Origin of the sequence: Pseudomonas fluvialis (assembly GCF_014207935.1) — a bacterium.
Taxonomy (GTDB): domain Bacteria; phylum Pseudomonadota; class Gammaproteobacteria; order Pseudomonadales; family Pseudomonadaceae; genus Aquipseudomonas; species Aquipseudomonas fluvialis_A.
Genome location: NZ_JACHLL010000002.1, coordinates 32,551 through 57,244, shown reverse-complemented (window position 1 = coordinate 57,244; position 24,694 = coordinate 32,551). Strand labels below are relative to the sequence as shown.

The following is a 24,694-nucleotide window of genomic DNA, read 5'->3' as shown; positions in this document are numbered from 1 at the left end:
TGGTAGCGATGGTCTGAGTGTAAACGCTGCCAGCCAAGCCCCGCCACAAGGACGTTTTCCCCTCCGTATTTCAGGCCGACATGTTCAGACCCTTTCCCGTTTTCATCGGCAGCCGCTATACCCGTGCCCGCCGTCGCAGCCACTTCATATCCTTCATCTCGCTGACCTCGATCATCGGCCTCGCCCTGGGCGTGCTGGTGATGATTCTGGTGCTGTCGGTGATGAACGGCTTCGACCGTGAAATGCAGCAGAAGGTGCTCGGCATGGTGCCGCACGCCACTCTGGAGGCCTATCAGCCGCTGGGCAACTGGCATGAACTCAGCGACGAACTGAGCGCCCGTCCGGAAGTCGCCGCAGTAGCCCCGTTCATTCAGTTGCGTGGCCTGCTGAGCAATAACGGCGTGGTGCAGAAGGTGCTGCTCAATGGTGTGCAGCCCGAGCTGGAAGACCGCGTGTCGATCATCTCGCGCTTCTTTCTGCCCGAGCAGGGCCGCTTGGCCAGCCTGCAGCCCGGTGAGTTCGGCATCGTCATCGGCGACAAGGCGGCCAACAACCTGGGCGTGAAGATCGGCGACAAGGTCACCTTCATCGCGCCGGATGTGGCGGTGACACCTGCCGGCGTCTTCCCGCGGATGAAGCGCTTCACCGTGGTCGGGCTGTTCCACGTGGGCGCCGGCGAGCTGGATGGCTATCTCGGTCTGGTGCATATAGCCGATGCTGGCCGCCTGCACCGCTGGAAGCCTGATCATGTGCAGGGCCTGCGCCTGAAGCTGCACGACCTGTTCCAGGCCCCGCAGCTGGCCTGGGAGCTGGTGCGGGATCGCTCGAACAAGGATTACGACTATTACGCCAGTGACTGGACGCGCAGCCACGGCAATCTGTACCAGGCCATCCGCATGGAGAAGTCGATGATCGGCATGTTGCTGCTGCTGATCATTGCGGTGGCAGCCTTCAACATCATTTCCACGCTGATCATGGTGGTCAACGACAAACGTTCGGACATCGCCATTCTGCGCACCCTGGGCGCCACGCCGCGGCAGATCCTCGCCATCTTCATGGTCCAGGGCACGGTGATCGGCGTGATCGGCACTGCCATCGGCTGCGTGCTGGGCATTCTCGCGGCGCTGAATGTGAGTGCCGCCGTGCGCTGGCTGGAAGGCGCGCTGGGCCACCAGTTTCTCAATTCCGACGTTTATTTCATCGATTATCTGCCGTCCCAGGTGATGGCTCAGGATGTGCTGCTGATCTGTGGCGCGGCACTGCTGCTGAGTTTCCTGGCGACCCTGTATCCGGCCTGGCGTGCCTCGCGCACGCAGCCTGCGGAGGCTTTGCGTTATGAGTGATAAGGCGGTTCTGAGCTGTCGCAACCTGGGCAAGTCCTACGAGGAAGGCCCGCAGTCGGTACAGGTGCTGGCCGGGGTCGAGCTGGAGCTGCATGCCGGCGAGCGCGTGGCCATCGTCGGCTCGTCCGGTTCGGGGAAAAGTACCCTGCTGAACATGCTCGGCGGCCTCGACGTGCCCAGTGAGGGCAGTGTCTGGCTGGCCGGCGAGGAGCTTTCGGCGCTCAGCGAAACGGCGCGCGGCATGCTGCGCAACCGTGCGCTGGGCTTCGTCTACCAGTTCCACCACCTGCTGCCGGAGTTCAGTGCTCTGGAAAACGTCTGCATGCCGCTGCTGATCGGCCGCACGCCGATCGCCGAGGCCCGTCAGCGCGCCACGGCCTTGCTGGAGCGGGTCGGCCTGGGCCATCGCCTGTCGCACAAGCCGGCCGAACTCTCCGGTGGCGAACGCCAGCGCGTGGCGATTGCCCGCGCTCTGGTCAATCAGCCGCAACTGGTGCTGCTCGATGAGCCGACCGGCAACCTCGATCAGCACACGGCTCAGGGCATTCAGGAGCTGATGCACGAGCTGGCTCAGTCGCTGCGCACAGCCTTTCTGGTGGTGACCCACGACATGAACCTGGCGCGGCAGATGGATCGTGTCCTGCGCCTGGAGGAGGGTCGCCTGGTGGCGGCCTGATCAGACCATGTTCAGACCCCTGGCGATCTATATCGGTCTGCGCTACACCCGGGCCAAGCGGCGCAACCAGTTCATCTCCTTCATTTCGCTGACGTCGATGATCGGCCTGTCGCTCGGCGTGCTGGCGATGATCCTGGTGCTGTCGGTGATGAACGGTTTCCAGAAGGAAATGAGTTCGCGCATCCTCGGCATGGTGCCGCATGCCAGCCTCAACGGCGTGCAGCCGCTGGATGACTGGCGGGCGGTGGCGGCGACTGCCGCGCAGCACCCGCAGGTGATCGGCGTGGCGCCGCTGACCCAGCTGGACGGCATGCTGTCGTTCCGCGGCATGATGCAGCCGGTGCAGATCGATGGCGTGCTGCCGGCCGAAGAGGCCAAGGTCTCGATCGTCGCCCGTCATCTGGTGCGCGGCAAACTCGAGAACCTGGTGGCCGGTGAGCAGGGCATCGTCATTGGCGACCTGACCGCGCGGCGCTTTCGCGTTTCGGTGGGTGACAACCTGACCCTGATCGTACCGGAGGCGTCCACGGGCGCCGCCGGCATCACGCCGAGGCTGCAGCGCTTCACCGTGGTCGGCATATTCAAGGTCGGTGCCGAGCTGGATGGCAGCCTCGCGATGATCCATGTCGCCGATGCCGCCAGCCTGCAGCGCTGGCAGCCCGAGCAGGTGCGTGGCGTTCGTCTGCAGCTGCGCGATCTGTATCAGGCACCGCAGGTTTCCCAGCAGTTGGCGGCGCAGCTGGGCCTGGGCTTCAAGGCGGACGACTGGACCCACACCCAGGGTGGCCTGTTCAGCGCCATGAAGATGGAGAAGACCATGATCGGCCTGCTCCTGCTGCTGATCATCGCGGTGGCGGCCTTCAACATCATTGCCACCCTGATCATGGTGGTGACCGACAAACGCACTGATATCGCCATTTTGCGCACGCTGGGCGCCACGCCGCGGCAGATCATGGCGGTGTTCATGGTGCAGGGTTCGGTGATCGGCGTGATCGGCACACTGATTGGCGGTGTGCTCGGCGTGATCGGTGCACTGAACATCAGCCAGTGGGTGCTCAAGTTCGAGCAGTTGCTGGGCAGCCATGTGTTCACGTCGGATGCTTATTACGTCAGCTCACTGCCCTCCGACCTGCAGACTGGCGATGTGCTGCTGATCTGCAGCGCGGCGCTGCTGATGAGTTTTCTCGCGACCCTCTACCCGGCGCTGCGGGCCTCACGTACCCAGCCAGCCGAAGCGCTGCGTTACGAATGAGCCTGTCGGGGTAAGAAAAAAGCCAGCTACTGCTGGCTTTTTTCATGCTGCTGACGCCGCTGCGCGCAGCGTTTGCGCCAGCTGTGCGCCACATGCAGGTGCCACAGCCAGTGGGTGAGGAAAAAGCACACAGCGGCGCTGACAAGTCCTGTGATCACCGAGCCCAGCAGGAAGGGTTGCCACAGGGTACTCAGTTCATCGGTGATCCAGGCCCAGGTTAGCTCGTCCGGCAGGCTGCGCGGCGCAACGTCCATCAGCCAGGCCCCTAACTGGTAGGTGCAGTAGAAGATCGGCGGCATGGTGATGGGGTTGGTCAGCCATACCAGACCCACGGCGATCGGCAGGTTGCCGCGTAGCCAGACGGCGAGGAAGGCGGCCAGCAGCATCTGCATGGGCATGGGGATGAAAGCCGCGAACAGGCCGGCGGCCATTGCGCGGGCTACCGAGTGGCGGTTGAGGTGCCAGAGGTTGGGGTCATGCAGCAGGGGGGCCGAGAAAGCGCAGCGACTTGTGTTCGCGGATGCTGTCCGGGTTGGGCATATAGCGTTTGATCAGGTGACGGGGCATGGCCGGGCTCGTGGCGAAAACCGCCGGCTATTATGCATGCAGGTCATGACGCTGGCTGTCACAAGGTGTGACAGGGCGCAGGCCTGACTGGCCACAGGGATGATTGCCGATGCGCACAGGGATGCTGGCGCTGATTGCCGGTTTGCTCAGCCTGCGCGGCTTGGGCGAACTGCCGCCACTGGGTTGGCTGCTGCCGCTGCTGGTCGTGGCGCTCATGCTGCTGCCTTACCGACTGTACTGGCTGGGGCTTTTTATTCTTGGGTTCTGCTGGTCGGTGCTGCTAGCCCATGGGGTATTGGCCGACCGCCTGGACCCGGCGCTGGATGGCCGCACTCTGTGGGTGGAGGGGCAGGTCAGCGGTCTGCCTGAACGACGCGAGGGTCTGCTCAGTTTTCAGCTGGAAAACGCCACAACCCGCCGTGCCTCGCTGCCGACCACCCTGCGCCTGAGTTGGCGCGATGCCCCCGAGGTGCGTGCGGGTGAGCGCTGGCGGCTGGCGGTGAAGCTACGTCGGCCGGTGGGCATGAGCAATCCTCAGGGGTTTGACTACGAGGCCTGGCTGACCGCCCAAGGCATAGGCGCGCTGGGCTCGGTCAAGGCCGGACAACGCCTGTCCGCTGTGCCGCTGGCAGGCTGGCGCGAACAGCTGCGTCAGAGCCTGCTCAGTCACGCCGCTACGGGCCGGGAGGGCGCGGTAGCGGCGCTGGTGCTGGGCGATGACAGTGGCCTGAGTGAGGCCGACTGGCAGGTGCTCCAGGCGACCGGTACGGTGCATCTGCTGGTGATTTCCGGTCAGCATGTGATGCTGCTGGCGGCGTTGGTGTATGCCCTGATCGCCGGGCTGGCGCGTCTTGGCTGGTGGCCGACGGGTTGGCCCTGGCTCGGGCTGGCCTGTCTCTGTGCCTGGCTGGCGGCCCTGGGGTATGGCGTCCTCGCGGGCCTGGAAGTGCCGGTGCAGCGTGCCCTGGTGATGCTGGCGCTGATCCTGCTGTGGCGCTGGCGCTTTCGCCAGTTGCGGGTCTGGGATGGCTGGCTGCTGGCGATGCTGCTGGTACTGCTCTGGCAGCCGCTGGCCAGTTTGCAGGCCGGCTTTTGGCTGTCGTTCGGCGCGGTGGGCTGGCTGATCTGGGGGTTGGCCGGCCGACTGGGCGGTTATTCGTTCTGGCAGCTGCTCTGGCGTCCACAGTGGCTGCTGACCCTGGGCCTGTTGCCGGTCCTGCTGGTGCTAGGGCTGCCGCAAAGCTTGAGTGCGCCGCTGGCCAATCTGCTGGCGGTGCCCTGGGTCAGTTTTGTCAGTGTGCCTCTGGCGCTGCTGGGAACGCTCTGTCTGCCGGTTCCGCTGCTCGGCGAGGGATTGCTGTGGCTGGCCGGGGCCTCGCTGCACGGTCTGTTCTGGCTGCTGCAGGTCATCTCCGGCTGGATTGCACCCTGGTACGCCCCCTCCGTTTCGGGCTGGGCGGTACTGCTGGCGCTGCTCGGCGTCGCCTGTGTGTCGCTGCCTGGCGGCTTGCCTGTGCGGTTGCCCGGTGCGCTCCTCTGCCTGCCGCTGCTTTGGCCGCCGACAACGCTGTCTCCGGTGGGACAGGCACAGGTCTGGCTGCTGGATGTCGGCCAGGGGCTGGCCGTGCTGGTGCGCACCCGCGAACATGCGCTGCTGTATGACGCCGGGCCCGCCGTGCCGGGCTTCGACAGTGGGGCGCGGATTGTGCTGCCCAGCCTGCGTTATCTGGGGGTGCGCCAGTTCGATCAGCTGCTGCTCAGTCATGCCGACCGCGACCATATCGGCGGTGCGCAGGCACTGCTGGATGCTTTTCCGGTTAAGAAGGTGGTCAGCGGCGAGCCCAGCCAGTTGCCAGTCAGCTGGGGCGCACAGCGCTGTCAGACGCGTCAGTGGCGCTGGGATGCCGTGCAGTTCAGTCAGTGGCAGTGGGCGGCGGGAGAGGGCAACAGTGCCTCCTGTGTCCTGCTCATCGAGGCCGCCGGTGAACGTCTGCTGCTGACCGGTGACATGGATAGCGCGGCTGAACAGCAGTGGCTCAAGGTTCACCCAGGTATCCGCGTGGACTGGCTGCTGGCGCCGCATCATGGCAGTCGCACTTCCTCTTCCCCTGCATTTGTGGCGGCGACACGACCGCGTCATGTCCTAGTGGCCCGAGGCCGCTACAACCCCTTCGACCATCCCCATGCCGAGGTGCTGGCGCGTTATCGGGAGGCCGGTGCAAAGGTGCACGACACCGCGCAGCAAGGCGCCATACGTATTGAACTGGGTGCGCAGCGGCCGGCGCTGCATTGGCGGCAGCAGGGTGGCTTCTGGCAGGAAAAATGAGAACGAAGGCCGTCGGCGCGCCAAGGGCTCTGTGATAGTCTCTCTGCCCAGATCGCGCGCTGTCGCTGAGGCTTGTGGCCGCCGGTCATCCAATAAAAAACGTTGTGCTTGATCTAGGGGAATTCACACCGTGTGGGAGCTGGTTAAAGCTGGTGGCTGGATGATGCTGCCGATCATCCTGTGTTCGATCGCCGCAGCCGGCATCATTGCCGAACGTCTGTGGACCTTGCGCCCGGCGCGCATTACCCCCAGCCACCTGCTCGGTCAGGTGTGGTTGTGGATCAAGGACAAACAGCTCAACAGCCAGAAACTCAAGGAGCTGCGTGCCAGCTCGCCGCTGGGCGAGATCCTCGCGGCCGGTCTGGCCAACTCCAAGCATGGTCGCGAGATCATGAAAGAGTGCATCGAAGAGGCTGCGGCTCGTGTGGTGCATGAGCTGGAGCGCTACCTCAATGCACTCGGCACCATCGCCGGTATCGCACCGCTGCTCGGTCTGCTGGGTACGGTGCTGGGCATGATTGACATCTTCAGTGCCTTCATGGGCAGCAACATGGCCAATGCCTCGGTGCTGGCCGGTGGTATTGCCAAAGCGCTGATCACCACGGCAGCCGGTCTTTTCGTTGCCATTCCGGCACTGTTCTTCCACCGTTTCCTGCAGCGCCGCGTCGATGAACTGGTGGTCGGTATGGAGCAGGAAGCGATCAAGCTGGTGGAAGTGCTGCAAGGTGATCGCGACGTCGACATGGGCGAGAGCTCAGAGGCGGCGAAGAAGGACAAGAAAGAGGGCAAGAAGGCGTGAAGTTCCGGCGCAAGGCGCGGGAGAACGTCGAGATCAACCTGGCGTCGTTGATCGACGTGGTGTTCATCCTGCTGCTGTTCTTCGTGGTCACCACCACCTTTACCCGCGAGACCCAGCTCAAGGTCGATCTGCCCGAGGCGGCCAGCGGTACGCCGCCGCAGCCCAGTGAGCTGAAAACCCTGGAAGTGCTGATTGGTGTGGATGGCGGTTACTCGCTCAATGGTCAGACTCTGCTGAAAAGCGATCTGCCCAGCCTGATGAGCGCGCTGCAGAAAGAGTCCGAGGGCGACAACAGCCTGCCGGTGGTGATCTCGGCCGATGCCAAGACCCCGCACCAGGCGGTGATTACCGCCATGGATGCGGCCGGCAAGCTGGGCTTTGCTCACCTGCGCATCACCACGGTCGAGGCGCAGGCGGAACAGCCCTGACATGGCCGTTGCCGATCGCCTGCTGGCGGCCTGGTACAACGGCCATCCGGCACTGTGTGTGCTCAGACCCTTGTCGGCGCTGTACCGGCGGGTAGTGCTTGGCAAGCGCGCGGCCTTCATCAGTGGTCGCAAGCCGGCTTACCGCGCACCGGTACCGGTCATTGTGGTCGGCAATATCACCGTCGGCGGTACCGGCAAGACACCGCTGATTCTCTGGTTGATCGAGCATTGTCGCGGCCTTGGCCTCAAGGTTGGCGTGGTTAGCCGCGGCTATGGCGCGCGGCCACCGAGCTATCCCTGGCGGGTACGCGCCGAGCAGCCGGCCAGCCAGGCGGGCGATGAGCCGCTGCTGATCGTGCAGCGCAGCGGCGTTGCGCTGATGATCGACCCGGACCGCAGTGCGGCCGTGCGTGCGCTGCTGGCGGAAGAAGACCTCGACCTCATTCTCTGTGACGACGGCCTACAGCATTACCGTCTGGCCCGTGATCTGGAACTGGTGCTGATCGATGCCGCCCGCGGCCTGGGCAATGGGCGCTGCCTGCCAGAGGGGCCGCTGCGTGAGCCGGTCGAGCGTCTGCAGAGCGTCGATGCCTGTCTGTTCAACGGCGCCTCGGCTGACTCGGCGGCGGGCTTTGCCTTTTGTCTCAATCCCACCGAACTGGTCAACCTGGGCAATGGTGAACGCGCTTCGCTCAGCCATTTCCCGCCCGGTCAGGCGCTGCATGCGGTCGCCGGGATTGGCAATCCGCAGCGTTTCTTCACCACCCTCAAGGGGTTAAACTGGCAGCCTGTCGAGCATCCGTTCGCCGATCATGCGCCACTGAGTGCCGAGCTGCTGCGTTTTGCGCCGCCGCTGCCACTGGTGATGACCGAGAAAGATGCCGTGAAATGCCGCCACTTTGCCGCCCCTGACTGGTGGTACCTGGCGGTGCAGGCGCAGCCATCGGCTGCCTTTATCGCCTGGCTGGACGGGGAGCTGCAGCGCCTGCTGCCCGGACGCCTGTAACCGTACCCGCCGTCTTCATTCAAGGAACCGCCCGATGGATCCCAAACTGCTCGATATCCTCGCCTGTCCGGTCTGCAAGGGCCCGCTGCAACTGTCCGAAGACAAGACCGAGCTGATCAGCAAGGGCGCCGGCCTGGCCTATCCGATCCGCGACGGGATTCCGGTGATGCTGGAAAGCGAAGCCCGCACCCTGAGTACCGACGAGCGCCTGGACAAGTAAGCATGAGCATCGCCTTTACCGTCGTCATTCCGGCCCGCTATGCGTCCAGCCGCCTGCCCGGCAAGCCGCTGCAGGACATCGCCGGCAAGCCCATGGTCCAGCATGTCTGGGAGCAGGCGAAGAAAAGTGCCGCCAGCCGCGTGGTCATCGCCACCGACGATGCGCGCATTGTCGAGGCCTGTCAGGCCTTTGGTGCGGAGGTTCTGCTGACCGATCCTGGGCACAACTCCGGCACCGATCGCCTGGCCGAGGTGGCCACTCAGCTGCAACTGGCCTCTGACGCCATTGTGGTCAACGTACAGGGCGATGAGCCGCTGATCCCACCGGCCATTATCGATCAGGTCGCTGCCAATCTGGCGGCGCATCCCGAGGCGGGCATTGCCACCCTGGCCGAACCGATCGACAGCATCGAGACGCTGTTTAATCCGAACGCGGTCAAGGTCTCCTGCGACATCAATGGCCTGGCCCTGACTTTCAGCCGTGCGCCGCTGCCCTGGGCGCGTGATGCCCTGGCCCGCAGCCGTGATGAACTGCCGGCCGGCGTGCCGTACCGTCGGCACATCGGCATCTATGCCTACCGCGCGGGCTTCCTCCACAATTTCGTGGCCTGGGGGCCGTGCCTGCTGGAGGACACCGAGTGTCTGGAACAGCTGCGTGCGCTCTGGCATGGCGTGCGTATCCACGTCGCCGATGCCCTGCAATCGCCGCCAGCCGGGGTGGACACTCCCGAGGACCTGGAGCGGGTACGCCGCTTGCTGGCCTGACTTGGTCGGTCGCCCACGCGGTGAACGACCATTTTCACCCGGGTTGTGCCACAAGCTCTCCGGGGTGAGCCGGGCAACAGACCGGCTAACGAGCTGATTGAGGTACCTTGATGCACGTGCTGTTTGTTTGCCTGGGCAATATCTGTCGGTCGCCCACAGCCGAAGGCGTTCTGCGCCACAAATTGGCGGAGCAGGGGCTGAGCGACCAAGTGCTGGTGGACTCGGCCGGCACCGGCGACTGGCACGTGGGCAAGGCCCCCGATCCGCGTACCCGCGAGGCGGCCGCCCAGCGAGGTTATGATCTCTCGTCCCTGCGTGGCCGTCAGGTAACAGCAGGCGACTTTGCCCGCTTCGACCTGATTCTCGCCATGGATGCCCACAACCTGGCGCATCTGCAGGGCCTGCGCCCGTCGCAGCCGCGAGCGGAACTGGATCTGTTCCTGCGCCGCTATGATTCGTCTCTCGATGAAGTTCCCGACCCCTATTACGGTGGTGCGCAAGGCTTCGAGCAGGTGCTCGATCTGATCGAAGACGCTTGTGATGGCCTGATCCGTGAAATCCGGGGGCGCCTGTGAGTCTGATAGTGCGGGAAAACCAGTCGCTGAAAGCCTTCAACACCTTCGGTATCGAGGCGGCGGCGCGTTATTTCGCCGAGGCGCAGAGCGACACCGAGGTGCGCGAAGCGTTGCAGCGTGCGCAGCAGCTGGGGGTGCCGCTGCTGGTCATCGGTGGCGGTAGCAACCTGCTGCTGACCGCCGATGTGCCGGCGCTGGTGCTGCGCATGGCTAGCTGTGGGCGGCGCGTGCTGCCGGGTGATGGCGAGCAGATCATCGTCGAGGCTGAAGCGGGCGAGCCCTGGCATGAGTTTGTGCAATGGACGCTGGGGCAGGGTTTGCAGGGCCTTGAAAACCTAAGCCTGATTCCGGGCACGGTGGGTGCCGCGCCCATGCAGAATGTCGGCGCCTACGGGGTCGAGATCAAGGACGTGTTTGCCGGCCTGACGGCGCTGGACCGGCAAACCGGTGAGCTTCGTGACTTCACCCTGGAAGAATGTGCCTTTGCCTACCGTGACAGCCTGTTCAAGCGAGAGCAGGGACGCTGGCTGATCCTGCGCGTACGTTTTGCCCTGCGCCAGGCGGGCAGCTTGCACCTGGACTACGGCCCGGTGCGTCAGCGTCTGCTGGAAATGGGTATCGAACAGCCGACGGCGACGGATGTCGGCGCGGCGATCTGTGCCATTCGCCGGGAAAAACTCCCCGATCCGGCCGAACTGGGCAATGCCGGCAGCTTCTTCAAAAATCCCGTAGTTCCACAGGCGCTGGCGGAGCGGATACGTGCCGAGCATGCCGATCTGGTGGCTTATCCGGCAGGCGAGGGGATGGTCAAACTGGCGGCCGGCTGGCTGATCGACAAGGCCGGCTGGAAGGGCTTTCGCGAAGGTGATGCCGGTGTGCATCGCCAGCAGGCACTGGTGCTGGTCAACTACGGTCAGGCCAGCGGTTGCCAGATTCACCAGCTGGCCCAGCGCATTCAGGCCGATATCCAGGCACGTTTTGGTGTGACCCTGGAGATGGAGCCGAATCTGCTCTGAGGCGGGCATTCGGCTAGGCTTGTCAGGGTTCAGGCCTTGCTTCAGGAGACGCTATGCCGGAGGAGTTTCCCCGTGGCCTGAGCCAGGCAGAGGCCGCGGCGCGCCTGGCCGCTGAAGGCGGCAATCAGTGGCAGCAGGAAGCGACCCGCGGCTGGCCGGTGCTGCTTGGCCAGTTGCTGCGCGAACCGATGTTTGTCCTCCTGCTGGCCGCCGGCGGCCTCTACCTGATGATGGGCGACAGCCGGGAAGCGCTGATCCTGCTCGGCTTCGTGGTCATCATCATGTCGATCACCCTGTTGCAGGAACGCCGCACCGAGCGTGTGCTGGAGGCGCTGCGTGATTTGTCCAGCCCACGTGCGCTGGTGGTTCGTGATGGCCAACCGCGGCGCATCCCGGCACCGGAGTTGGTGCGCGACGATATCCTGCTGCTGGCCGAGGGCGATCGCGTGCCGGCCGATGGCTTGCTGCTGCAGGCCCATGAGCTGGCGTGTGACGAATCCATGCTCAGCGGCGAGTCGGTCCCGGTGGCCAAGTTTGCCGATGGCGCCTGCGCCTATGCCGGCACGCTGGTGGTGCGGGGGCAGGGCGTGCTGCAGGTGACCGCCACGGGCAAACACACGGAACTGGGGCGGATTGGCCAGTCGCTGCAGGCGATCGAGGTCAGCGATTCACCGCTGCGCCAGGAAATGGCCCGCCTGACCCGGCGCCTGACCGTATTGGCTGGCCTGCTGTGCCTGGGCCTGGCTTTGCTGCACTGGTGGTTGAGCAGCGGCTGGCTGGCCGGTTTGCTCAGTGGCATCACCCTGGCCATGGGCATCCTGCCGCAGGAGTTCGCGGTCATCCTCATTGTGTTCATGGCCTTGGGCGCGCGCCGTCTGGCGCAGCATCAGGTGCTGACGCGGCAGTTGAACAGTATCGAGACGCTGGGGCAGACCACCGTGCTGTGTGTCGACAAGACCGGTACGTTGACCCATAACCGCATGCGGGTGGCGGCGCTGCAGGTCGCCGACGGTTACCTGGATGTTCAGGCCTGGCAGGATCAGGCGCTGCCGGAGGCTTATCACGAGTTGCTCGAATACGCCGTACTGGCCAGCGAGACCGTTCCGCAGGATCCGATGGAGCTGGCATTCCAGCGTTTTGCCGATGACTTTCTCAGTGGTACCGAGCACCTGCATGCCGACTGGGCGCTGGTGCGCGAGTACGAGCTGTCGGCGCAGCAGCTTGCCATGTCGCATCTGTGGCAGGCGCAACCCCACGAGCCTTTGTTCGTGGCCTGCAAAGGCGCGCCAGAGGCGATTGTCGATCTGTGCCATTTGGGCGCCGAGGAGCAGGCCAAGGTCCTGCGGCAGGCGGCGCAGATGGCCGAGGCCGGCCTGCGCGTGCTGGCGGTGGCCAAGGCCAGGCATCAGCAGGCGCTGGGTTGGCCAGAGTGTCAGCATGACTTCGAGTTCAGTCTGGTCGGACTGATCGGTCTGCTCGATCCGCTGCGCGATGAAGTGCCGGCGGCCATTGCCGAGTGTCAGCAGGCGGGTATCCGCGTGCTGATGATTACCGGTGATCATCCCCGTACCGCGCGTGCTATTGCCCAGACAGCCGGCATTCAGACGGGAGAAGTGCATAGCGGGGCGGAGCTGGCCGCCATGTCGGCCTCGCAGCTGGCGGATTGCGTGGCGCGCAGTGCGGTGTTCGCCCGGGTCTCGCCGGCGCAGAAACTGGCCATCGTCGAGGCGCTCAAGGGTAATGGCGAAGTGGTGGCCATGACCGGTGACGGAGTCAACGACGCGCCGGCACTGAAGGCGGCGCATATCGGTATCGCCATGGGCAAACGCGGCACCGATGTTGCCCGCGAAGCGGCGGCGCTGATCCTGCTGGAGGATGACTTCACCGCCATTGTCCGAGCGGTGGCGCTGGGTCGACGCATCTTCGCCAATCTGCGCCAGGCGCTGATCTATACCCTGGCGGTGCATGTTCCGATCATTCTGCTGGCACTCCTGCCGCTGCTGTTTGGCTGGCCGCTGTTACTGGCACCGATGCACATTGCCTTTCTCGAACTGGTCATCGATCCGGCCTGTTCGATCGTGTTCGAGGCCGAATCGGGCTCGCGGCAGTTGATGAAACAGCGTCCGCGTCCGCTGACAGAACCTTTGGTCAGTCGAGCGCATGTGCTGATGAGTCTGTTACAGGGCGCCGGTGTCGGTCTGGCGGTGGCTGTGCTGTATGGCTACAGCCTACGGCAGGGCGTGGCGGTCGAGGTCGCGCGTGGCATGGCGTTCAGTACGCTGGTGCTTAGCAATGCTCTGCTGATCTTTGCCTGTCGCTCGGCGCAATCCGGCTGGCGGGCGATGTTCGGCGGTTTGTCGCGCACCAGTTTCTGGGTGCTTTCGGTGACGCTGGCCGGCGTGCTGCTGGTGTGTGGCGTGCCGGCAGTGGCGCCGCTGTTCGCCTTTCAACCGCCCAGTGCATTGCAGTGGCTACTGGTCGTGCTGGTGGCGCTGTCACTACTGGGCTATTTCAGCCTGCTCAAGTGGCTGCTGGCAGGGACTCAGCTCCAGCCGAGCGTCAGAGCGCAGAGCAGCAGATAGCGGCCGGCCTTGGCCAGGCTGACCAGCATGAGAAAACGCCACAGCGGTTCGCGCAGGGTGCCGGCGATCAGTGTCAGGGGGTCGCCAATGATCGGCATCCAGCTCAGCAGCAGGCTCCAGTGGCCATACCGGCCATACCACTGTTGTGCCCGCAGCAGTTGCGCGGGGTTGAGCGGAAACCAGCGGCGGTCGCGCAGATGCAGGAGATAGCGTCCCAACCACCAGTTCACTAGGGAGCCCAGTATATTGCCCAGGCTGGCGACCGTCAGCAGCAGCCAGAGTGCTGACGGCCGGTCGAGCAGCAGGGCGACCAGCAGCGCTTCCGACTGCAGTGGCAGCAGGGTGGCGGCGCCGAAGGCACTGAGAAACAGCATGAGCAGCTGACTGAGTAAACTCATGAGGGTTGTGCAGGTTTAATGGGTAAGGGGTTGCCAGTGGAGCGGCAGATATAAAAAAGGGGATGCTTGTGGCATCCCCCTTTTTTAATTACGCGGGCGATTAGACCTGCGGTTTTTCCACTTCGGCGTCATCGGCACTGAGCGCAACGGATTGCGGCTCGGCACTGACTTCTTCGTCAGCGGTAGGCGCTTGCTCGACAGCAGCTTTCGGCGCTTCGGCTGCGGCTTGCTGCTCGCTGCTCTCGGTGCTTTCCGCGACAGCCTCAACCGCTTCGGCGACGACCACTTCGGCGATAACAGCAGCGGCTACCGGCGCAGCCTTGGCGGCTTCGGCAGCTTCACGGGCCAGGCGCTCGGCTTCCAGGCGCTGACGACGACGCTCGCGCGGGTCGTTGAGGGCGCGTCCGGTCTCGGCAGCGATAGCCGCAGCGCTGGCTTCGGTGGTGACCTCAGCAGCCACAGCCGGTGCCGCTTCGATAACGGTTTCGACCGATGCAGGTGTTACGGCCTCAACGGCGACTTCGACAACGGGCTGAGCAACAACGGGTGCCGCTTCACTGCTGGTCTCGCTCTGTGCCGGGACTGGTTCCGGCTCAGCTGCAGCGACCGCTTGAGCCGGGCTGGCCGGTTCTTCGCTGGCAGTGCTGGCTTCGACGGTAGCCGGGCTGGCTTCAACGCTGCTGGCAGTCTGAGCTTCTGCAGCGGCTTCGACGACTTCGCTAATAGCGGCGACGACGCTGGCAGCCACTACGCTGTTGTCGGCAGGCGCGGCACTGGTGTTTTCGCTGTCGTCTTCAGCGACGTCGATACCGGCTTCGCGCTGACGGTCACGGCGGTTGCTGCGGCGACGCTGGCCACGCGAGCGGCGGCGAGGACGATCACCTTCGCTGCCGTCGTTACCTTCGGCGCCTTCGATACTCTCATCCTGCAGCAGCTCTTCGTTGCTTGGCAGTTCTTCTTCGACTACCGGTGCGGCATCCAGGGTTGGACGCAGCTGGCGCTCTTCACGCGGCTGGCGGCCTTCGCGCGGCTGACGCTCCTCGCGAGGAGCACGCTCAGCGCGCTCTTCGCGTGGCTGGCGTTCTTCACGCGGAGCACGCTCTTCACGGGGTTGACGCTCTTCGCGAGGTGCGCGCTCGGCACGCTCTTCGCGCGGCTGACGCTCCTCGCGTGGGGCGCGTTCGCGGCGGGCTTCCTGACCTTCACGCGGCTGACGCTCTTCACGCGGAGCGCGCTCACGACGGGCTTCCTGGCCTTCGCGCGGCTGACGCTCTTCACGCGGCTGGCGTTCGCCACGCTCTTCGCGGTTGCCGCGTTCTTCACGTGGTTTGCGCTCTTCATCGCGGCGACCATCACGGCGGCGATTCTGGCTGCGGCCGTCGCGGCGCTCATTGCGCTGCGGCTGACGCGGGGTCGGTTCAGCCGGAGCAGCAACTACTGGTTGCTCTTCCTTGCTGGCGAACAGGCTGACCAGCGACTTGACCAGGCCCTTGAACAGGCTCGGCTCGGGGGTCGGCTGCGGAGCCAGGGCGGCCGGAGCCGGCGCCGGGGTGGCTGCGGCCGGAGCCGGCTGGCTCGGGGCTACGGTTTTCACCGCGGCCTCCTGGCGTACCAAGGTGCGGGTGGCGCTGACCGGTTGAGCATCTTCCGCTTCGCTCGGGGCCATTTCGTAGCTCGACAGACCAGCCATGACTTCCGGGCTGTCATCGCGCAGACGCTGCACTTCGAAGTGCGGCGTTTCGAGATGGTCGTTCGGCAGAATGATGATGCGCGCGCGGGTGCGCAGCTCGATCTTGGTGATGGCGTTGCGCTTCTCGTTGAGCAGGAAGGCGGCAACCGGGATTGGCACTTGGGCGCGAACCTCGGCAGTACGATCCTTCAGAGCTTCTTCTTCGATCAGGCGCAGGATGGCCAGCGATAGCGATTCAACGTCGCGGATGATGCCCTGGCCGTTGCAGCGCGGGCAGACGATGCCGCTGGTCTCGCCCAGGGACGGACGCAGGCGCTGACGGGACATTTCCAGCAGGCCGAAGCGCGAAATCCGGCCGACCTGGACGCGAGCGCGGTCGGCTTCCAGAGCTTCGCGAACTTTCTCTTCCACGGCGCGCTGGTTCTTGGCCGGAGTCATGTCGATGAAGTCGATGACGATCAGGCCGCCGATGTCACGCAGGCGCAGCTGGCGGGCAATTTCTTCAGCCGCTTCCAGGTTGGTCTGCAGGGCAGTTTCTTCGATGTCGCCGCCTTTGGTCGCACGCGCCGAGTTGATGTCGATGGACACCAGGGCTTCGGTCGGGTCTATCACGATGGAGCCACCGGACGGCAGCTTCACTTCGCGCTGGAAGGCGGTTTCGATCTGGCTTTCGATCTGGAAACGGTTGAACAGCGGCACGCTGTCTTCGTACAACTTGATCTTGCTGGCGTACTGCGGCATGACCTGCTGGATGAAGGACAGGGCTTCTTCCTGGGCCTCGACGCTGTCGACCAGAACTTCACCGATGTCCTGGCGCAGGTAGTCGCGGATGGCGCGGATGATGACGTTGGATTCCTGATAGATCAGGAACGGCGCGCTTTTCTCGCCCGAGGCGTCCTTGATGGCGCTCCACAGTTGCAGCAGGTAATCGAGGTCCCACTGCAGTTCTTCGCTGGAGCGGCCGAGGCCGGCGGTGCGCACGATCAGGCCCATGTCGGCCGGTGCATTGAGGCCGTTCAGGGCTTCGCGCAGTTCGTTACGCTCTTCGCCTTCGATGCGGCGCGAGATGCCACCGGCACGCGGGTTGTTCGGCATCAGTACCAGGTAGCGGCCGGCCAGGCTGATAAAGGTGGTCAGGGCGGCGCCTTTGTTGCCGCGCTCTTCCTTCTCGACCTGGACGATGACTTCCTGGCCTTCCTTCAATACTTCCTTGATGTTGACGCGGCCTTCGGGAGCCTTGCTGAAGTATTCGCGGGAGATTTCTTTCAGCGGCAGGAAGCCGTGGCGCTCGGCGCCGAAGTCGACGAAGGCAGCTTCGAGGCTGGGTTCGACGCGAGTAATGCGGCCCTTGTAGATGTTGGCCTTCTTCTGCTCGCGAGCGCCGGATTCGATATCCAGGTCATAGAGCTTCTGGCCATCTACCAGAGCAACACGCAACTCTTCGGGTTGAGTTGCGTTAATCAGCATTCTTTTCATGTAGTACCGTTCGGTCTCCGGGCTATCCGGAAGCGGCGGTCGGCACACACGACTCTCTTGGTCGGTGTTCAGGTGCGCTGCAGGGGAGGCGGGCCTTCCCTGTGTCCAGCAAATGCAGCCTGTGGCTACATTGCGACAGCGTCTCCTGCTTGCTGTAACGACAGGAAGCAATCAATCAGGAGGAGGAATCAATCGGGGGCAGCGGACAAACTAGCGCATCATCTCGATGCGGGGTCACTTGCTGCAGGCCGGTTGTGCGTCTCCACCCTACACATCAATCCAGAAAATCGGGTGCCGCTCACTGAATCCGGAAGCGGGTTTCACATTGGGCAAATCATCAACGCGATTTGCTCGTTCTCATGTCCAGTACGCGGTTTACGAATGGTGCACGTTGTTGGGGCAGTCATTCGAAGGACGGTCTGGCGTCCTCTTATTGGGTCGCAGGCGGCGCATACGGGGCATTTCCCCTCGCGGCACGGCCAGGCCGCTTTGGACGGCTTCGCGACTATAGCAGCAACCATTAAGTGCTTCAATTGCATAAAAAATTGTTATCATTCACCGATGACAACTCCTTCTTCTCCAACTGCTGGCGTGCAAATGCTGGAAGTTGCGCCGGAATATGCCGGTCAGCGTATCGATAACTTTCTCCGCACCCAGCTCAAGGGTGTGCCCAAGACCCTGATCTATCGCATTCTGCGTAAGGGTGAAGTGCGGGTGAACAAGGGGCGCATCAAACCCGAGTACAAACTGCAGGCTGGCGATGTGGTGCGCGTGCCGCCGCTACGGCTGGCTGAACGGGATGAGCCGGCGCCGCTGGCGCAGGGTCTGCTGGAGCGCCTCGAAGCGGCCATTGTCTACGAGGACAAGGCGCTGATCGTGCTGAACAAGCCGGCCGGTATTGCTGTGCACGGCGGCAGTGGCCTCAATTACGGGGTGATCGAAGCATTCCGCCAGCTGCGTCCGGATGCTAAGGATATCGAGCTGGTCCATCGCCTGGATCGCGATACCTCGGGCCTGCTGATGATTGCCAAGAAGCGCAGCATGTTGCGGCATCTGCATGAGGCGCTGCGCGGTGATGGCGTCGATAAGCGCTATCTGGCACTGGTTCGCGGCAGCTGGCCGACCGCGAAGAAAAAAATCAGTGCTCCGCTTTTAAAGAACAATCTGCGTTCCGGCGAGCGCATGGTCGAGGTCAATCCCGAGGGAAAAGAGGCGCTCACGGTGTTCCGTGTGGTGCGGCGTTTCGGTGAGTTTGCCACCCTGGTCGAGGCCAGTCCGATTACCGGGCGCACTCATCAGATCCGTGTGCATGCCAGGCATGCCGGGCATGCCATTGCTGGCGATCCCAAATACGGCGATGAGGATTTCAGTCGCGAGATTCGCGAGCTGGGTGGTAAGCGGCTGTTCCTGCATTCCCATGCGTTGCGTGTAACTCTGCCAGATGGGCAGGAGCTGAGCCTGGAAGCGCCAGTGGACGCCATGTGGGCGAGCACCCTGGAACGTCTCGGTGGCTAGGTATCAGGCGCTGATTTTCGATTGGGACGGCACGCTGGTCGACTCCATCGGTCGCATCGTCGAGTCACTGCGCGAGGCGGCCGAGGTGTGCGCGCTGCCGCAACTGTCGGATGCTGCCTTGCGCGGCATCATCGGGTTGGGCTTGCCTGAGGCGGTGCGGGCGCTGTATCCCGATGTGCTTGATCCGGCGCAGGTGCAGCGGTTTCGTCAGGCCTACAGTGAGCATTACCTGCATCTGGAGTCCGAGCCTTCGCGACTGTTTCCCGGTGTTGCCGAGGCCTTGGAGGCTTTTCGTGATCAGGGCTATCGTTTGGCGGTTGCGACCGGCAAGAGTCGCCATGGTTTGCAGAGAGTGCTCGAGGGGCGGGGTTGGGCGAATTATTTCGATATCACCCGCTGCGCTGACGAAACAGCCAGCAAGCCGCATCCGCGCATGCTGGAGGAGATTCTGGAGTATTTCGCGTTGCCCGCCGCTGCGGCTGTCATGGTGGGGGATTCTTCCTTCGATCTGCAGATGGCCAGTAATGCGGGTATGGATTCGGTGGCGGTCGGTTATGGTGCGCAGTCGCTCGAGGGATTGCGCGCGCATGGGCCGGTACTCGCTGTTGAGCATTTTGATCAGTTGCGTCACTGGCTGGAGTCAGGGGTGGCGTCGAGGGTAAAGGAAGAGACCTATGTCGGATGATCTGAAGTCGAGTGATGAGCGCAGCTGGAAACTGCTGGAGAAAACCCTGCTGGCCGGCGTGCAGGAGCAAAAGCGCGCGCGTCGCTGGGGTATCTTTTTCAAGTTGCTGACGTTCGTTTATCTGTTCGGTGCTCTGGCGCTGTTTGCTCCGCAGATGAATCTGCAGGAGGCTGCGGTGCGCGGCAAGCCGCATACCGCTGTGGTGGAAGTGCGCGGAATGATCGCCGATCAGGAAGCGGCCAGCGCTGACAATGTCGTGGGCAGCTTGCGGGCGGCCTTCAAGGATCCGAATACCAAGGGTGTAGTGCTGCGCATCAATAGCCCTGGGGGCAGCCCGGTTCAATCCGGCTATATCTACGATGAGATCCGTCGCCTGCGTGCTGAGCACAAGGGCATCAAGGTCTATGCGGTGATTACCGATCTGGGGGCTTCCGGTGCTTACTACATTGCCAGTGCCGCCGATGCGATATATGCCGATAAGGCCAGCCTGGTGGGTTCGATTGGGGTGACGGCATCCGGCTTCGGCTTTGTCGGGGTGATGGATAAGCTGGGTGTTGATCGGCGTATCTACACCGCCGGTGAGCACAAGGCATTTCTGGATCCGTTCCAGCCGCCGAAGGCTGATGAAACGGCGTTCTGGAAGTCGGTGCTGGATACCACGCACAAACAGTTCATTGCCAGCGTCAAGCAGGGGCGCGGCGAGCGGCTCAAGGACAAGGATCATCCTGAGCTGTTCAGTGGTCTGATCTGGTCCGGTGAGCAGGCGCTACAGCTTGGTCTGATCGATGGTCTGGGTAATAGCAGCTATGTGGCGCGCGAAGTGATCGGAGCCAAAGAGTTGGTGGATTACACGCGTCAGGACACGCCGCTGGATCGCTTTGCCAAGAAGCTGGGTGCCAGCGTGGCTGAGCATGTGGCGATCTGGGCTGGTTTTTCCGGGCCGCAGCTGCGTTGAATGTTGCTGTTCGGACGGAAAGCCCGGCATGTGCCGGGCTTTTTGTTTCAGGGCAGGGTAATTCCTTCCTTTATTAGCATGTCGACCAGGCGGATCAGTGGAAGGCCGATCAGGCTGGTACTGTCGATGCCCTCGGTGCTGGCGAACAGGCTGATGCCCAGACCTTCTGACTTGAAGCTGCCGGCGCAGTCGTAGGGTTGCTCGGCTTGCAGATAGCGCTCGATCTGGGCGTCGCTCAACTGGCGAAAATGTACTGTAAAGGGCGCGCAGGTGACTTGGCAGTGATTGCTCTGGCTGTTGTAGAGGCATAGGCCGGTCAGGAATGTCACGCTGCGGCCGCTGGCGGCCTGCAGTTGTGCTTTGGCGTTGGCGAAGGTGTGGGGTTTGCCGATGATCTGTCCGTCCAGTGTAGCTACCTGGTCGGAGCCAATGATCAGGTGCGTCGGGTGGCTGCTTTGGAGTGCGCGGGCCTTGGCTTCGGCCAGTCGGCAAACCAGTTGTTCGGGGGGCTCGCCGGGTAGCGGAGTCTCGTCGGTCTCTGGTGGGGCGGTGCTGAAAGGCAGGTGCAGGCGCTCCAGTAGCTCGCGGCGGTAGCGGGAGGTCGAGGCCAGGACCAGCGGCAGCATGGCGAAATTCCAATCTGAACAAGGAATTGCGATTTTAGCGGGCGATCAGGGGAAAGGCTGAATTTTCTTTGACAGCGCCTGGGGGCATCCCTAGAATGTCGCGCCTATGTTGAATGCACCGATTCCACCTCATGTCGATCCCCGTAAGCTGGTTGATCGCGGTATAACCCTTGAGGGGGTTGTGCCGGTGAAAAGCCTGCCGCGGTTGTGCGAGCAGTTGACCGATGACCTCGGTGAAGTGCAAGTGCGTCTCACATTCGAGCGTGACGAGCAGCGTATTCCGGTTATCCGGGGCTCGCTCGATGTTGAGGTCAGGATGATTTGCCAGCGTTGTCTGGAACCGGCGGCTTTGCCGGTTCATGGCGAATACATCTATGCCATGGTCAGAGAGGGCGATTCAGATCGTTCTCTGCCCAAGGGCTACGATGCGCTGGAAGTGGGTGAAGAGCCCTTGGATGTGCTGACAATGGTTGAAGACGAGCTTCTGCTCTCTTTGCCTATTGTTCCGCTCCATGATGCAAAAGTTTGCCAGCAGCCGGCGGGCCAAGATGAGCCAGAGCCGAATGAGAACGAGGTTTCGCGGTCCAACCCGTTCAGCGTACTGGCTCAGTTAAAGCGTGACCCAAACGTTTAGGAGTTAATCAGTTATGGCTGTTCAGCAGAACAAAAAATCCCGTTCCGCTCGTGACATGCGTCGTTCGCATGACGCTCTCGAGGCCAGCACCCTGTCCGTCGAGAAGAGCACCGGTGAAGTCCACCTGCGTCACCACGTAACTCCGGAAGGCGTTTACCGTGGCCGCAAAGTCATCGACAAGGACGCTGCTGAGTAATCTTGTCAGCATCTGTTGTTGCGATTGACGCAATGGGCGGGGACTTCGGTCCCCGTTGCATTGTTCCGGCCTGCCTTTCGGCAATGGCCGAAAATCCCTCGCTCGAACTGATCCTCGTCGGTCAGGCACCAGTTCTCGAAGAAATTCTGTCCCGCCAGTCTGGTGTTGATCGCGCACGCCTGCGCGTCGAGCATGCCAGTGAAATCATTGCCATGGATGAGCGTCCCGCTCAGGCCCTGCGCAACAAGCCCGACTCCTCCATGCGTCAGGCGCTGGAACTGGTTCGTCAGGGGCAGGCACAGGCTTGTGTCAGTGCCGGCAATACCGGTGCTCTGATGGCTCTGGCGCGTTATGTCCTGAAAACCCTTCCCGGCATTGATCGTCCGGCGATGGTGACGGGTATTCCTACTCAGGCTGGGCGTACGCTGCTGCTCGATCTGGGGGCGAATGTCGACTGCAGTGCAGAGCACCTCTATCAGTTTGCCGTGATGGGCGCCGTGGCGGCGGAGGTGCAGGGCACGATCAGGCCTCGCATTGCCCTGCTCAATGTCGGCACCGAGGACATCAAGGGCAATCAGCAGGTGAAGCTGGCTGCGAGCTTGTTGCAGCAGGCGGATGAGCTGAACTACTGCGGCTTCATCGAAGGTGATGGTCTCTACCGTGGTGAAGCGGATGTCGTGGTTTGTGACGGCTTCGTCGGCAACATCCTGCTTAAGTCCAGTGAAGGCCTGGTGACCATGTTGTCGGCGCGGATTGCCTCGTTGTTCAAGGAAAGTCTGGGTTCGCGTCTGGTTGGTTCGCTGGCCATGCCGCTGCTGCGGCGCCTGCAGGATGAGTTGGCTCCGGCCCAGCACAATGGCGCGAGCTTTCTCGGATTGCAGGGGATTGTCGTGAAAAGTCACGGCGGTGCCGATGAGGAAGCCTTCAAGGTGGCGATTGCGCGTGCAGTGGTCGAGGTGCGCGAGAATCTGCCGCAGCGTCTGCACAGTCGACTGGGGAATCTGCTGCTGTAGGATGTGACCCTGTACGTCAGGTGGTCATCCAACTGTCAGTTTGTTATGGCTGGCTAGGCCAGACGTCATTCTCCTGTTCTCTGTAGAAGGTTGCCTCGATGTCCGCATCTCTCGCGTTCGTCTTTCCCGGTCAGGGCTCGCAATCGGTTGGCATGCTGGCCGAATTGGCGCAGCAACAACCCCTGATCCAGCACACTTTTAGCGAAGCCTCCGACGCGCTTGGCTATGACCTGTGGGCGCTGACCCAGCAGGGGCCTGAAGAGTCGCTCAATCAGACTGACAAAACCCAGCCGGCTATCCTCACTGCCTCCGTTGCCTTGTGGCGCCTGTGGCAAGCCGAGGCAGCCGTGCAGCCGGCTTTCGTGGCTGGTCACAGTCTGGGTGAGTACTCGGCGCTGGTGGCTGCCGGTAGCCTGACGTTGGCGGATGCCGTGCGTCTGGTCGAGCGCCGTGGGCAGTTGATGCAGCAGGCGGTTCCGGCTGGTCAGGGTGGTATGGCGGCGATCCTGGGTCTGGAGGATGCCGATGTCCTGGCGGCCTGCGCTGAAGCGGAGCAGGGCGAGGTGGTCAGTGCGGTCAATTTCAATGCGCCGGGTCAGGTCGTGATTGCCGGTGCGGCCAGTGCGGTGGCGCGTGCCATCGAGGCCTGCAGAGCGCGCGGCGCCAAGCGTGCCATGGCGTTGCCGGTGAGCGTGCCGTCGCACTGCGCACTGATGCGTCCGGCCGCCGAGCAGTTTGCGGCGTCCATCGAGGCACTCAACTGGCAAATGCCGTCCATCGCGCTGGTACAGAATGTCAGTGCGGCCGTGCCGGCCGATCTTGAAGGTCTCAAACGTGATTTGCTGGCGCAGCTGTACAGCCCCGTGCGTTGGGTCGAGACGGTGCAGTGTCTGGCCGGGCAGGGTGTGACCGAGCTGGTTGAGTGTGGCCCTGGCAAGGTGTTGTCCGGCCTCAACAAGCGCTGCGTCAAAGGCGTGAATACCCATAATTTGGAAACCCCGGATGCCTTCGCGGCAGCTCGGGCGGCTTTGCTCTGAGAGGGAGTGACGATATGCGATTGCAAGGAAAAGTAGCTCTGGTCACTGGCGCCAGCCGTGGCATTGGTCAGGCGATTGCTCTGGAGTTGGGTCGTCAGGGTGCTGTGGTGATCGGTACAGCAACGACGCCCAATGGCGCCGAACGTATTGCTGAAACGCTCAAGGCCAATGGCGTCGAAGGTGCGGGCCTGGTACTGGATGTATCCAATGACGAGTCCGTGGCCACTACGCTGGAACATATCCAGCAGCACCTCGGGCAGCCGCTGATTCTGGTCAACAATGCTGGCATCACACGCGACAATCTGATGTTGCGGATGAAGGATGACGAGTGGTTCGATGTCATCAACACCAACCTGAACAGCCTTTATCGCCTGTCCAAGGGTGTGCTGCGCGGCATGACCAAGGCACGCTGGGGCCGCATCATCAATATCGGCTCGGTGGTCGGCGCGATGGGCAATGCCGGGCAGGTGAATTACGCGGCGGCCAAGGCTGGTCTCGAGGGCTTTACCCGTGCCCTGGCGCGGGAAGTTGGTTCGCGGGCGATCACGGTCAATGCCGTGGCTCCCGGTTTTATCGATACCGACATGACCCGTGAGCTCACTGATGCTCAGCGTGAGGCCATGCTGACGCAGATTCCACTGGGTCGCCTGGGGCAGGCCGAAGAGATCGCCGGGGTAGTGAGTTTTCTCGCTTCCGACGCCGCTGCCTATATCACTGGCGCGACATTGCCGGTGAATGGCGGCATGTACATGAGCTAAATGTGACTCGGCCCTGCGCGAAACTGTCATACAGGCTGTCTAAAATCGGTTATAAAACTGCCACGCGGTTTGCCGGCCGATGGGCAAGCCCGAGCAAGGGGCTGCGGTCTTTGGCTTGAAAGTTAGAAAACCCTTTCTATACACTGCAGCCCGAGCT

Annotated in this window: 23 protein-coding genes and 1 pseudogene; 20 read left to right on the top strand and 4 right to left on the bottom strand. The window is 63.0% G+C overall.

All coding sequences use genetic code 11. The features are described from left to right. Positions 1–80 precede the first annotated feature (80 nt). Genes HNP49_RS05305 through HNP49_RS05295 form a run of 3 tightly spaced genes read left to right on the top strand, consistent with a single transcriptional unit; the run spans position 81 to position 3,271 of the window. Positions 81–1,343: a lipoprotein-releasing ABC transporter permease subunit gene (locus tag HNP49_RS05305; protein WP_184681297.1), complete on the top strand. Its 1,263-nt coding sequence runs from the start codon at positions 81–83 to the stop codon at positions 1,341–1,343. Then, a complete protein-coding gene (gene lolD / locus HNP49_RS05300) occupies positions 1,336–2,019 on the top strand; it encodes a lipoprotein-releasing ABC transporter ATP-binding protein LolD (RefSeq protein ID WP_184681295.1) in 684 nt (227 codons plus the stop codon). The genes HNP49_RS05305 and lolD overlap by 8 nt, the downstream gene beginning before the upstream one ends. Positions 2,020–2,026: 7 nt before the next feature. Next, positions 2,027–3,271: a lipoprotein-releasing ABC transporter permease subunit gene (locus HNP49_RS05295; RefSeq protein WP_184681294.1), complete on the top strand. Its 1,245-nt coding sequence runs from the start codon at positions 2,027–2,029 to the stop codon at positions 3,269–3,271. A gap of 26 nt (positions 3,272–3,297) precedes the next feature. On the opposite strand, the pseudogene HNP49_RS05290 reads toward HNP49_RS05295, so the two are convergent. Next, a pseudogene (locus HNP49_RS05290) lies at positions 3,298–3,838 on the bottom strand (DUF2062 domain-containing protein). Between the two features lie 109 nt (positions 3,839–3,947). Here HNP49_RS05290 and HNP49_RS05285 point away from each other — a divergent pair. From HNP49_RS05285 to HNP49_RS05245, 9 genes are all read left to right on the top strand, one after another. Then, positions 3,948–6,164 carry a DNA internalization-related competence protein ComEC/Rec2 gene (locus HNP49_RS05285; RefSeq protein ID WP_260407078.1) on the top strand — a complete coding sequence of 739 codons (2,217 nt, stop codon included), beginning with the start codon at positions 3,948–3,950 and terminating at the stop codon, positions 6,162–6,164. A gap of 130 nt (positions 6,165–6,294) precedes the next feature. After that, positions 6,295–6,963 (top strand): MotA/TolQ/ExbB proton channel family protein, encoded by a 669-nt coding sequence (locus tag HNP49_RS05280; RefSeq protein ID WP_184681292.1) that lies wholly within the window; start codon positions 6,295–6,297, stop codon positions 6,961–6,963. Continuing rightward, positions 6,960–7,391 (top strand): biopolymer transporter ExbD, encoded by a 432-nt coding sequence (locus HNP49_RS05275; RefSeq protein WP_095938945.1) that lies wholly within the window; start codon positions 6,960–6,962, stop codon positions 7,389–7,391. The genes HNP49_RS05280 and HNP49_RS05275 overlap by 4 nt, the downstream gene beginning before the upstream one ends. 1 nt (position 7,392) lies before the next feature. Further along, positions 7,393–8,397, top strand: a complete 1,005-nt coding sequence (gene lpxK, locus HNP49_RS05270) for a tetraacyldisaccharide 4'-kinase (protein ID WP_184681291.1) — start codon at positions 7,393–7,395, stop codon at positions 8,395–8,397. Positions 8,398–8,431: 34 nt separating this feature from the next. Further along, on the top strand, positions 8,432–8,617 hold the full coding sequence (locus HNP49_RS05265; RefSeq protein ID WP_095938947.1) for a Trm112 family protein: 186 nt from the start codon (positions 8,432–8,434) through the stop codon (positions 8,615–8,617). A 2-nt stretch (positions 8,618–8,619) separates the two neighbouring features. Further along, positions 8,620–9,381 carry a 3-deoxy-manno-octulosonate cytidylyltransferase gene (gene kdsB, locus HNP49_RS05260; RefSeq protein ID WP_184681289.1) on the top strand — a complete coding sequence of 254 codons (762 nt, stop codon included), beginning with the start codon at positions 8,620–8,622 and terminating at the stop codon, positions 9,379–9,381. Positions 9,382–9,491: 110 nt separating this feature from the next. Then, complete coding sequence (locus HNP49_RS05255; protein ID WP_184681288.1) at positions 9,492–9,956, top strand: low molecular weight protein-tyrosine-phosphatase; 465 nt, start codon at positions 9,492–9,494, stop codon at positions 9,954–9,956. Continuing rightward, the gene (gene murB, locus HNP49_RS05250; RefSeq protein ID WP_184681287.1) at positions 9,953–10,972 is read left to right on the top strand and encodes a UDP-N-acetylmuramate dehydrogenase; all 1,020 of its coding nucleotides are present in this window, start codon (positions 9,953–9,955) and stop codon (positions 10,970–10,972) included. Before HNP49_RS05255 ends, murB begins: the two co-directional genes overlap by 4 nt. A 53-nt stretch (positions 10,973–11,025) precedes the next feature. Further along, positions 11,026–13,554: a cation-translocating P-type ATPase gene (locus HNP49_RS05245; RefSeq protein ID WP_184681286.1), complete on the top strand. Its 2,529-nt coding sequence runs from the start codon at positions 11,026–11,028 to the stop codon at positions 13,552–13,554. Here the strand turns inward: HNP49_RS05245 and HNP49_RS05240 are convergent. Beyond that, entirely contained in the window at positions 13,515–13,952 is a 438-nt protein-coding gene (locus HNP49_RS05240; protein WP_184681285.1) for a YqaA family protein, read from the bottom strand. The two genes, HNP49_RS05245 and HNP49_RS05240, sit on opposite strands and share 40 nt — an antisense overlap. Positions 13,953–14,052: 100 nt before the next feature. Continuing rightward, complete coding sequence (gene rne / locus HNP49_RS05235) at positions 14,053–17,118, bottom strand: ribonuclease E (RefSeq protein WP_184681284.1); 3,066 nt, start codon at positions 17,116–17,118, stop codon at positions 14,053–14,055. 561 nt (positions 17,119–17,679) lie between these two features. Here rne and rluC point away from each other — a divergent pair. Genes rluC through HNP49_RS05220 form a run of 3 tightly spaced genes read left to right on the top strand, consistent with a single transcriptional unit; the run spans position 17,680 to position 20,273 of the window. Continuing rightward, positions 17,680–18,633, top strand: coding sequence for a 23S rRNA pseudouridine(955/2504/2580) synthase RluC (gene rluC, locus HNP49_RS05230; RefSeq protein ID WP_184681282.1), 954 nt, complete (start codon positions 17,680–17,682; stop codon positions 18,631–18,633). Next, positions 18,626–19,318 carry an HAD-IA family hydrolase gene (locus tag HNP49_RS05225; protein WP_184681280.1) on the top strand — a complete coding sequence of 231 codons (693 nt, stop codon included), beginning with the start codon at positions 18,626–18,628 and terminating at the stop codon, positions 19,316–19,318. Before rluC ends, HNP49_RS05225 begins: the two co-directional genes overlap by 8 nt. Next, positions 19,308–20,273 (top strand): S49 family peptidase, encoded by a 966-nt coding sequence (locus HNP49_RS05220; protein WP_184681278.1) that lies wholly within the window; start codon positions 19,308–19,310, stop codon positions 20,271–20,273. Before HNP49_RS05225 ends, HNP49_RS05220 begins: the two co-directional genes overlap by 11 nt. A 47-nt stretch (positions 20,274–20,320) precedes the next feature. Here the strand turns inward: HNP49_RS05220 and HNP49_RS05215 are convergent, their stop codons facing one another. Beyond that, positions 20,321–20,899: a nucleoside triphosphate pyrophosphatase gene (locus tag HNP49_RS05215; protein WP_184681276.1), complete on the bottom strand. Its 579-nt coding sequence runs from the start codon at positions 20,897–20,899 to the stop codon at positions 20,321–20,323. Between the two features lie 106 nt (positions 20,900–21,005). On the opposite strand from HNP49_RS05215, the gene HNP49_RS05210 reads away from it, so the two are divergent. The 5 genes from HNP49_RS05210 to fabG all read left to right on the top strand — a co-directional run bounded on the left by HNP49_RS05210 (position 21,006) and on the right by fabG (position 24,537). Beyond that, positions 21,006–21,533, top strand: coding sequence for a YceD family protein (locus tag HNP49_RS05210; protein ID WP_184681274.1), 528 nt, complete (start codon positions 21,006–21,008; stop codon positions 21,531–21,533). A 13-nt stretch (positions 21,534–21,546) separates the two neighbouring features. After that, on the top strand, positions 21,547–21,729 hold the full coding sequence (gene rpmF, locus HNP49_RS05205) for a 50S ribosomal protein L32 (protein WP_184681271.1): 183 nt from the start codon (positions 21,547–21,549) through the stop codon (positions 21,727–21,729). Between the two features lie 2 nt (positions 21,730–21,731). After that, positions 21,732–22,742: a phosphate acyltransferase PlsX gene (gene plsX / locus HNP49_RS05200; protein ID WP_184681269.1), complete on the top strand. Its 1,011-nt coding sequence runs from the start codon at positions 21,732–21,734 to the stop codon at positions 22,740–22,742. Between the two features lie 98 nt (positions 22,743–22,840). Continuing rightward, on the top strand, positions 22,841–23,779 hold the full coding sequence (gene fabD, locus HNP49_RS05195) for an ACP S-malonyltransferase (RefSeq protein WP_184681267.1): 939 nt from the start codon (positions 22,841–22,843) through the stop codon (positions 23,777–23,779). Positions 23,780–23,793: 14 nt separating this feature from the next. After that, entirely contained in the window at positions 23,794–24,537 is a 744-nt protein-coding gene (gene fabG, locus HNP49_RS05190; RefSeq protein WP_184681265.1) for a 3-oxoacyl-ACP reductase FabG, read from the top strand. The last annotated feature ends 157 nt before the right edge of the window (positions 24,538–24,694 follow it).

Excerpts from the sequence above, each read along its gene's own strand:
- HNP49_RS05285 (WP_260407078.1), top strand. The coding sequence starts at position 3,948 with ATGCGCACAGGGATGCTGGCGCTGATTGCCGGTTTGCTCAGCCTGCGC.
- HNP49_RS05255 (WP_184681288.1), top strand. The coding sequence starts at position 9,492 with ATGCACGTGCTGTTTGTTTGCCTGGGCAATATCTGTCGGTCGCCCACA.
- HNP49_RS05215 (WP_184681276.1), bottom strand. The coding sequence starts at position 20,899 with ATGCTGCCGCTGGTCCTGGCCTCGACCTCCCGCTACCGCCGCGAGCTA.
- rpmF (WP_184681271.1), top strand. The coding sequence starts at position 21,547 with ATGGCTGTTCAGCAGAACAAAAAATCCCGTTCCGCTCGTGACATGCGT.
- kdsB (WP_184681289.1), top strand. The coding sequence starts at position 8,620 with ATGAGCATCGCCTTTACCGTCGTCATTCCGGCCCGCTATGCGTCCAGC.
- HNP49_RS05210 (WP_184681274.1), top strand. The coding sequence starts at position 21,006 with ATGTTGAATGCACCGATTCCACCTCATGTCGATCCCCGTAAGCTGGTT.
- HNP49_RS05220 (WP_184681278.1), top strand. The coding sequence starts at position 19,308 with ATGTCGGATGATCTGAAGTCGAGTGATGAGCGCAGCTGGAAACTGCTG.
- fabG (WP_184681265.1), top strand. The coding sequence starts at position 23,794 with ATGCGATTGCAAGGAAAAGTAGCTCTGGTCACTGGCGCCAGCCGTGGC.
- HNP49_RS05295 (WP_184681294.1), top strand. The coding sequence starts at position 2,027 with ATGTTCAGACCCCTGGCGATCTATATCGGTCTGCGCTACACCCGGGCC.
- rluC (WP_184681282.1), top strand. The coding sequence starts at position 17,680 with ATGACAACTCCTTCTTCTCCAACTGCTGGCGTGCAAATGCTGGAAGTT.
- lolD (WP_184681295.1), top strand. The coding sequence starts at position 1,336 with ATGAGTGATAAGGCGGTTCTGAGCTGTCGCAACCTGGGCAAGTCCTAC.
- fabD (WP_184681267.1), top strand. The coding sequence starts at position 22,841 with ATGTCCGCATCTCTCGCGTTCGTCTTTCCCGGTCAGGGCTCGCAATCG.
- HNP49_RS05265 (WP_095938947.1), top strand. The coding sequence starts at position 8,432 with ATGGATCCCAAACTGCTCGATATCCTCGCCTGTCCGGTCTGCAAGGGC.
- HNP49_RS05245 (WP_184681286.1), top strand. The coding sequence starts at position 11,026 with ATGCCGGAGGAGTTTCCCCGTGGCCTGAGCCAGGCAGAGGCCGCGGCG.
- lpxK (WP_184681291.1), top strand. The coding sequence starts at position 7,393 with ATGGCCGTTGCCGATCGCCTGCTGGCGGCCTGGTACAACGGCCATCCG.
- HNP49_RS05305 (WP_184681297.1), top strand. The coding sequence starts at position 81 with ATGTTCAGACCCTTTCCCGTTTTCATCGGCAGCCGCTATACCCGTGCC.
- rne (WP_184681284.1), bottom strand. The coding sequence starts at position 17,118 with ATGAAAAGAATGCTGATTAACGCAACTCAACCCGAAGAGTTGCGTGTT.
- HNP49_RS05240 (WP_184681285.1), bottom strand. The coding sequence starts at position 13,952 with ATGAGTTTACTCAGTCAGCTGCTCATGCTGTTTCTCAGTGCCTTCGGC.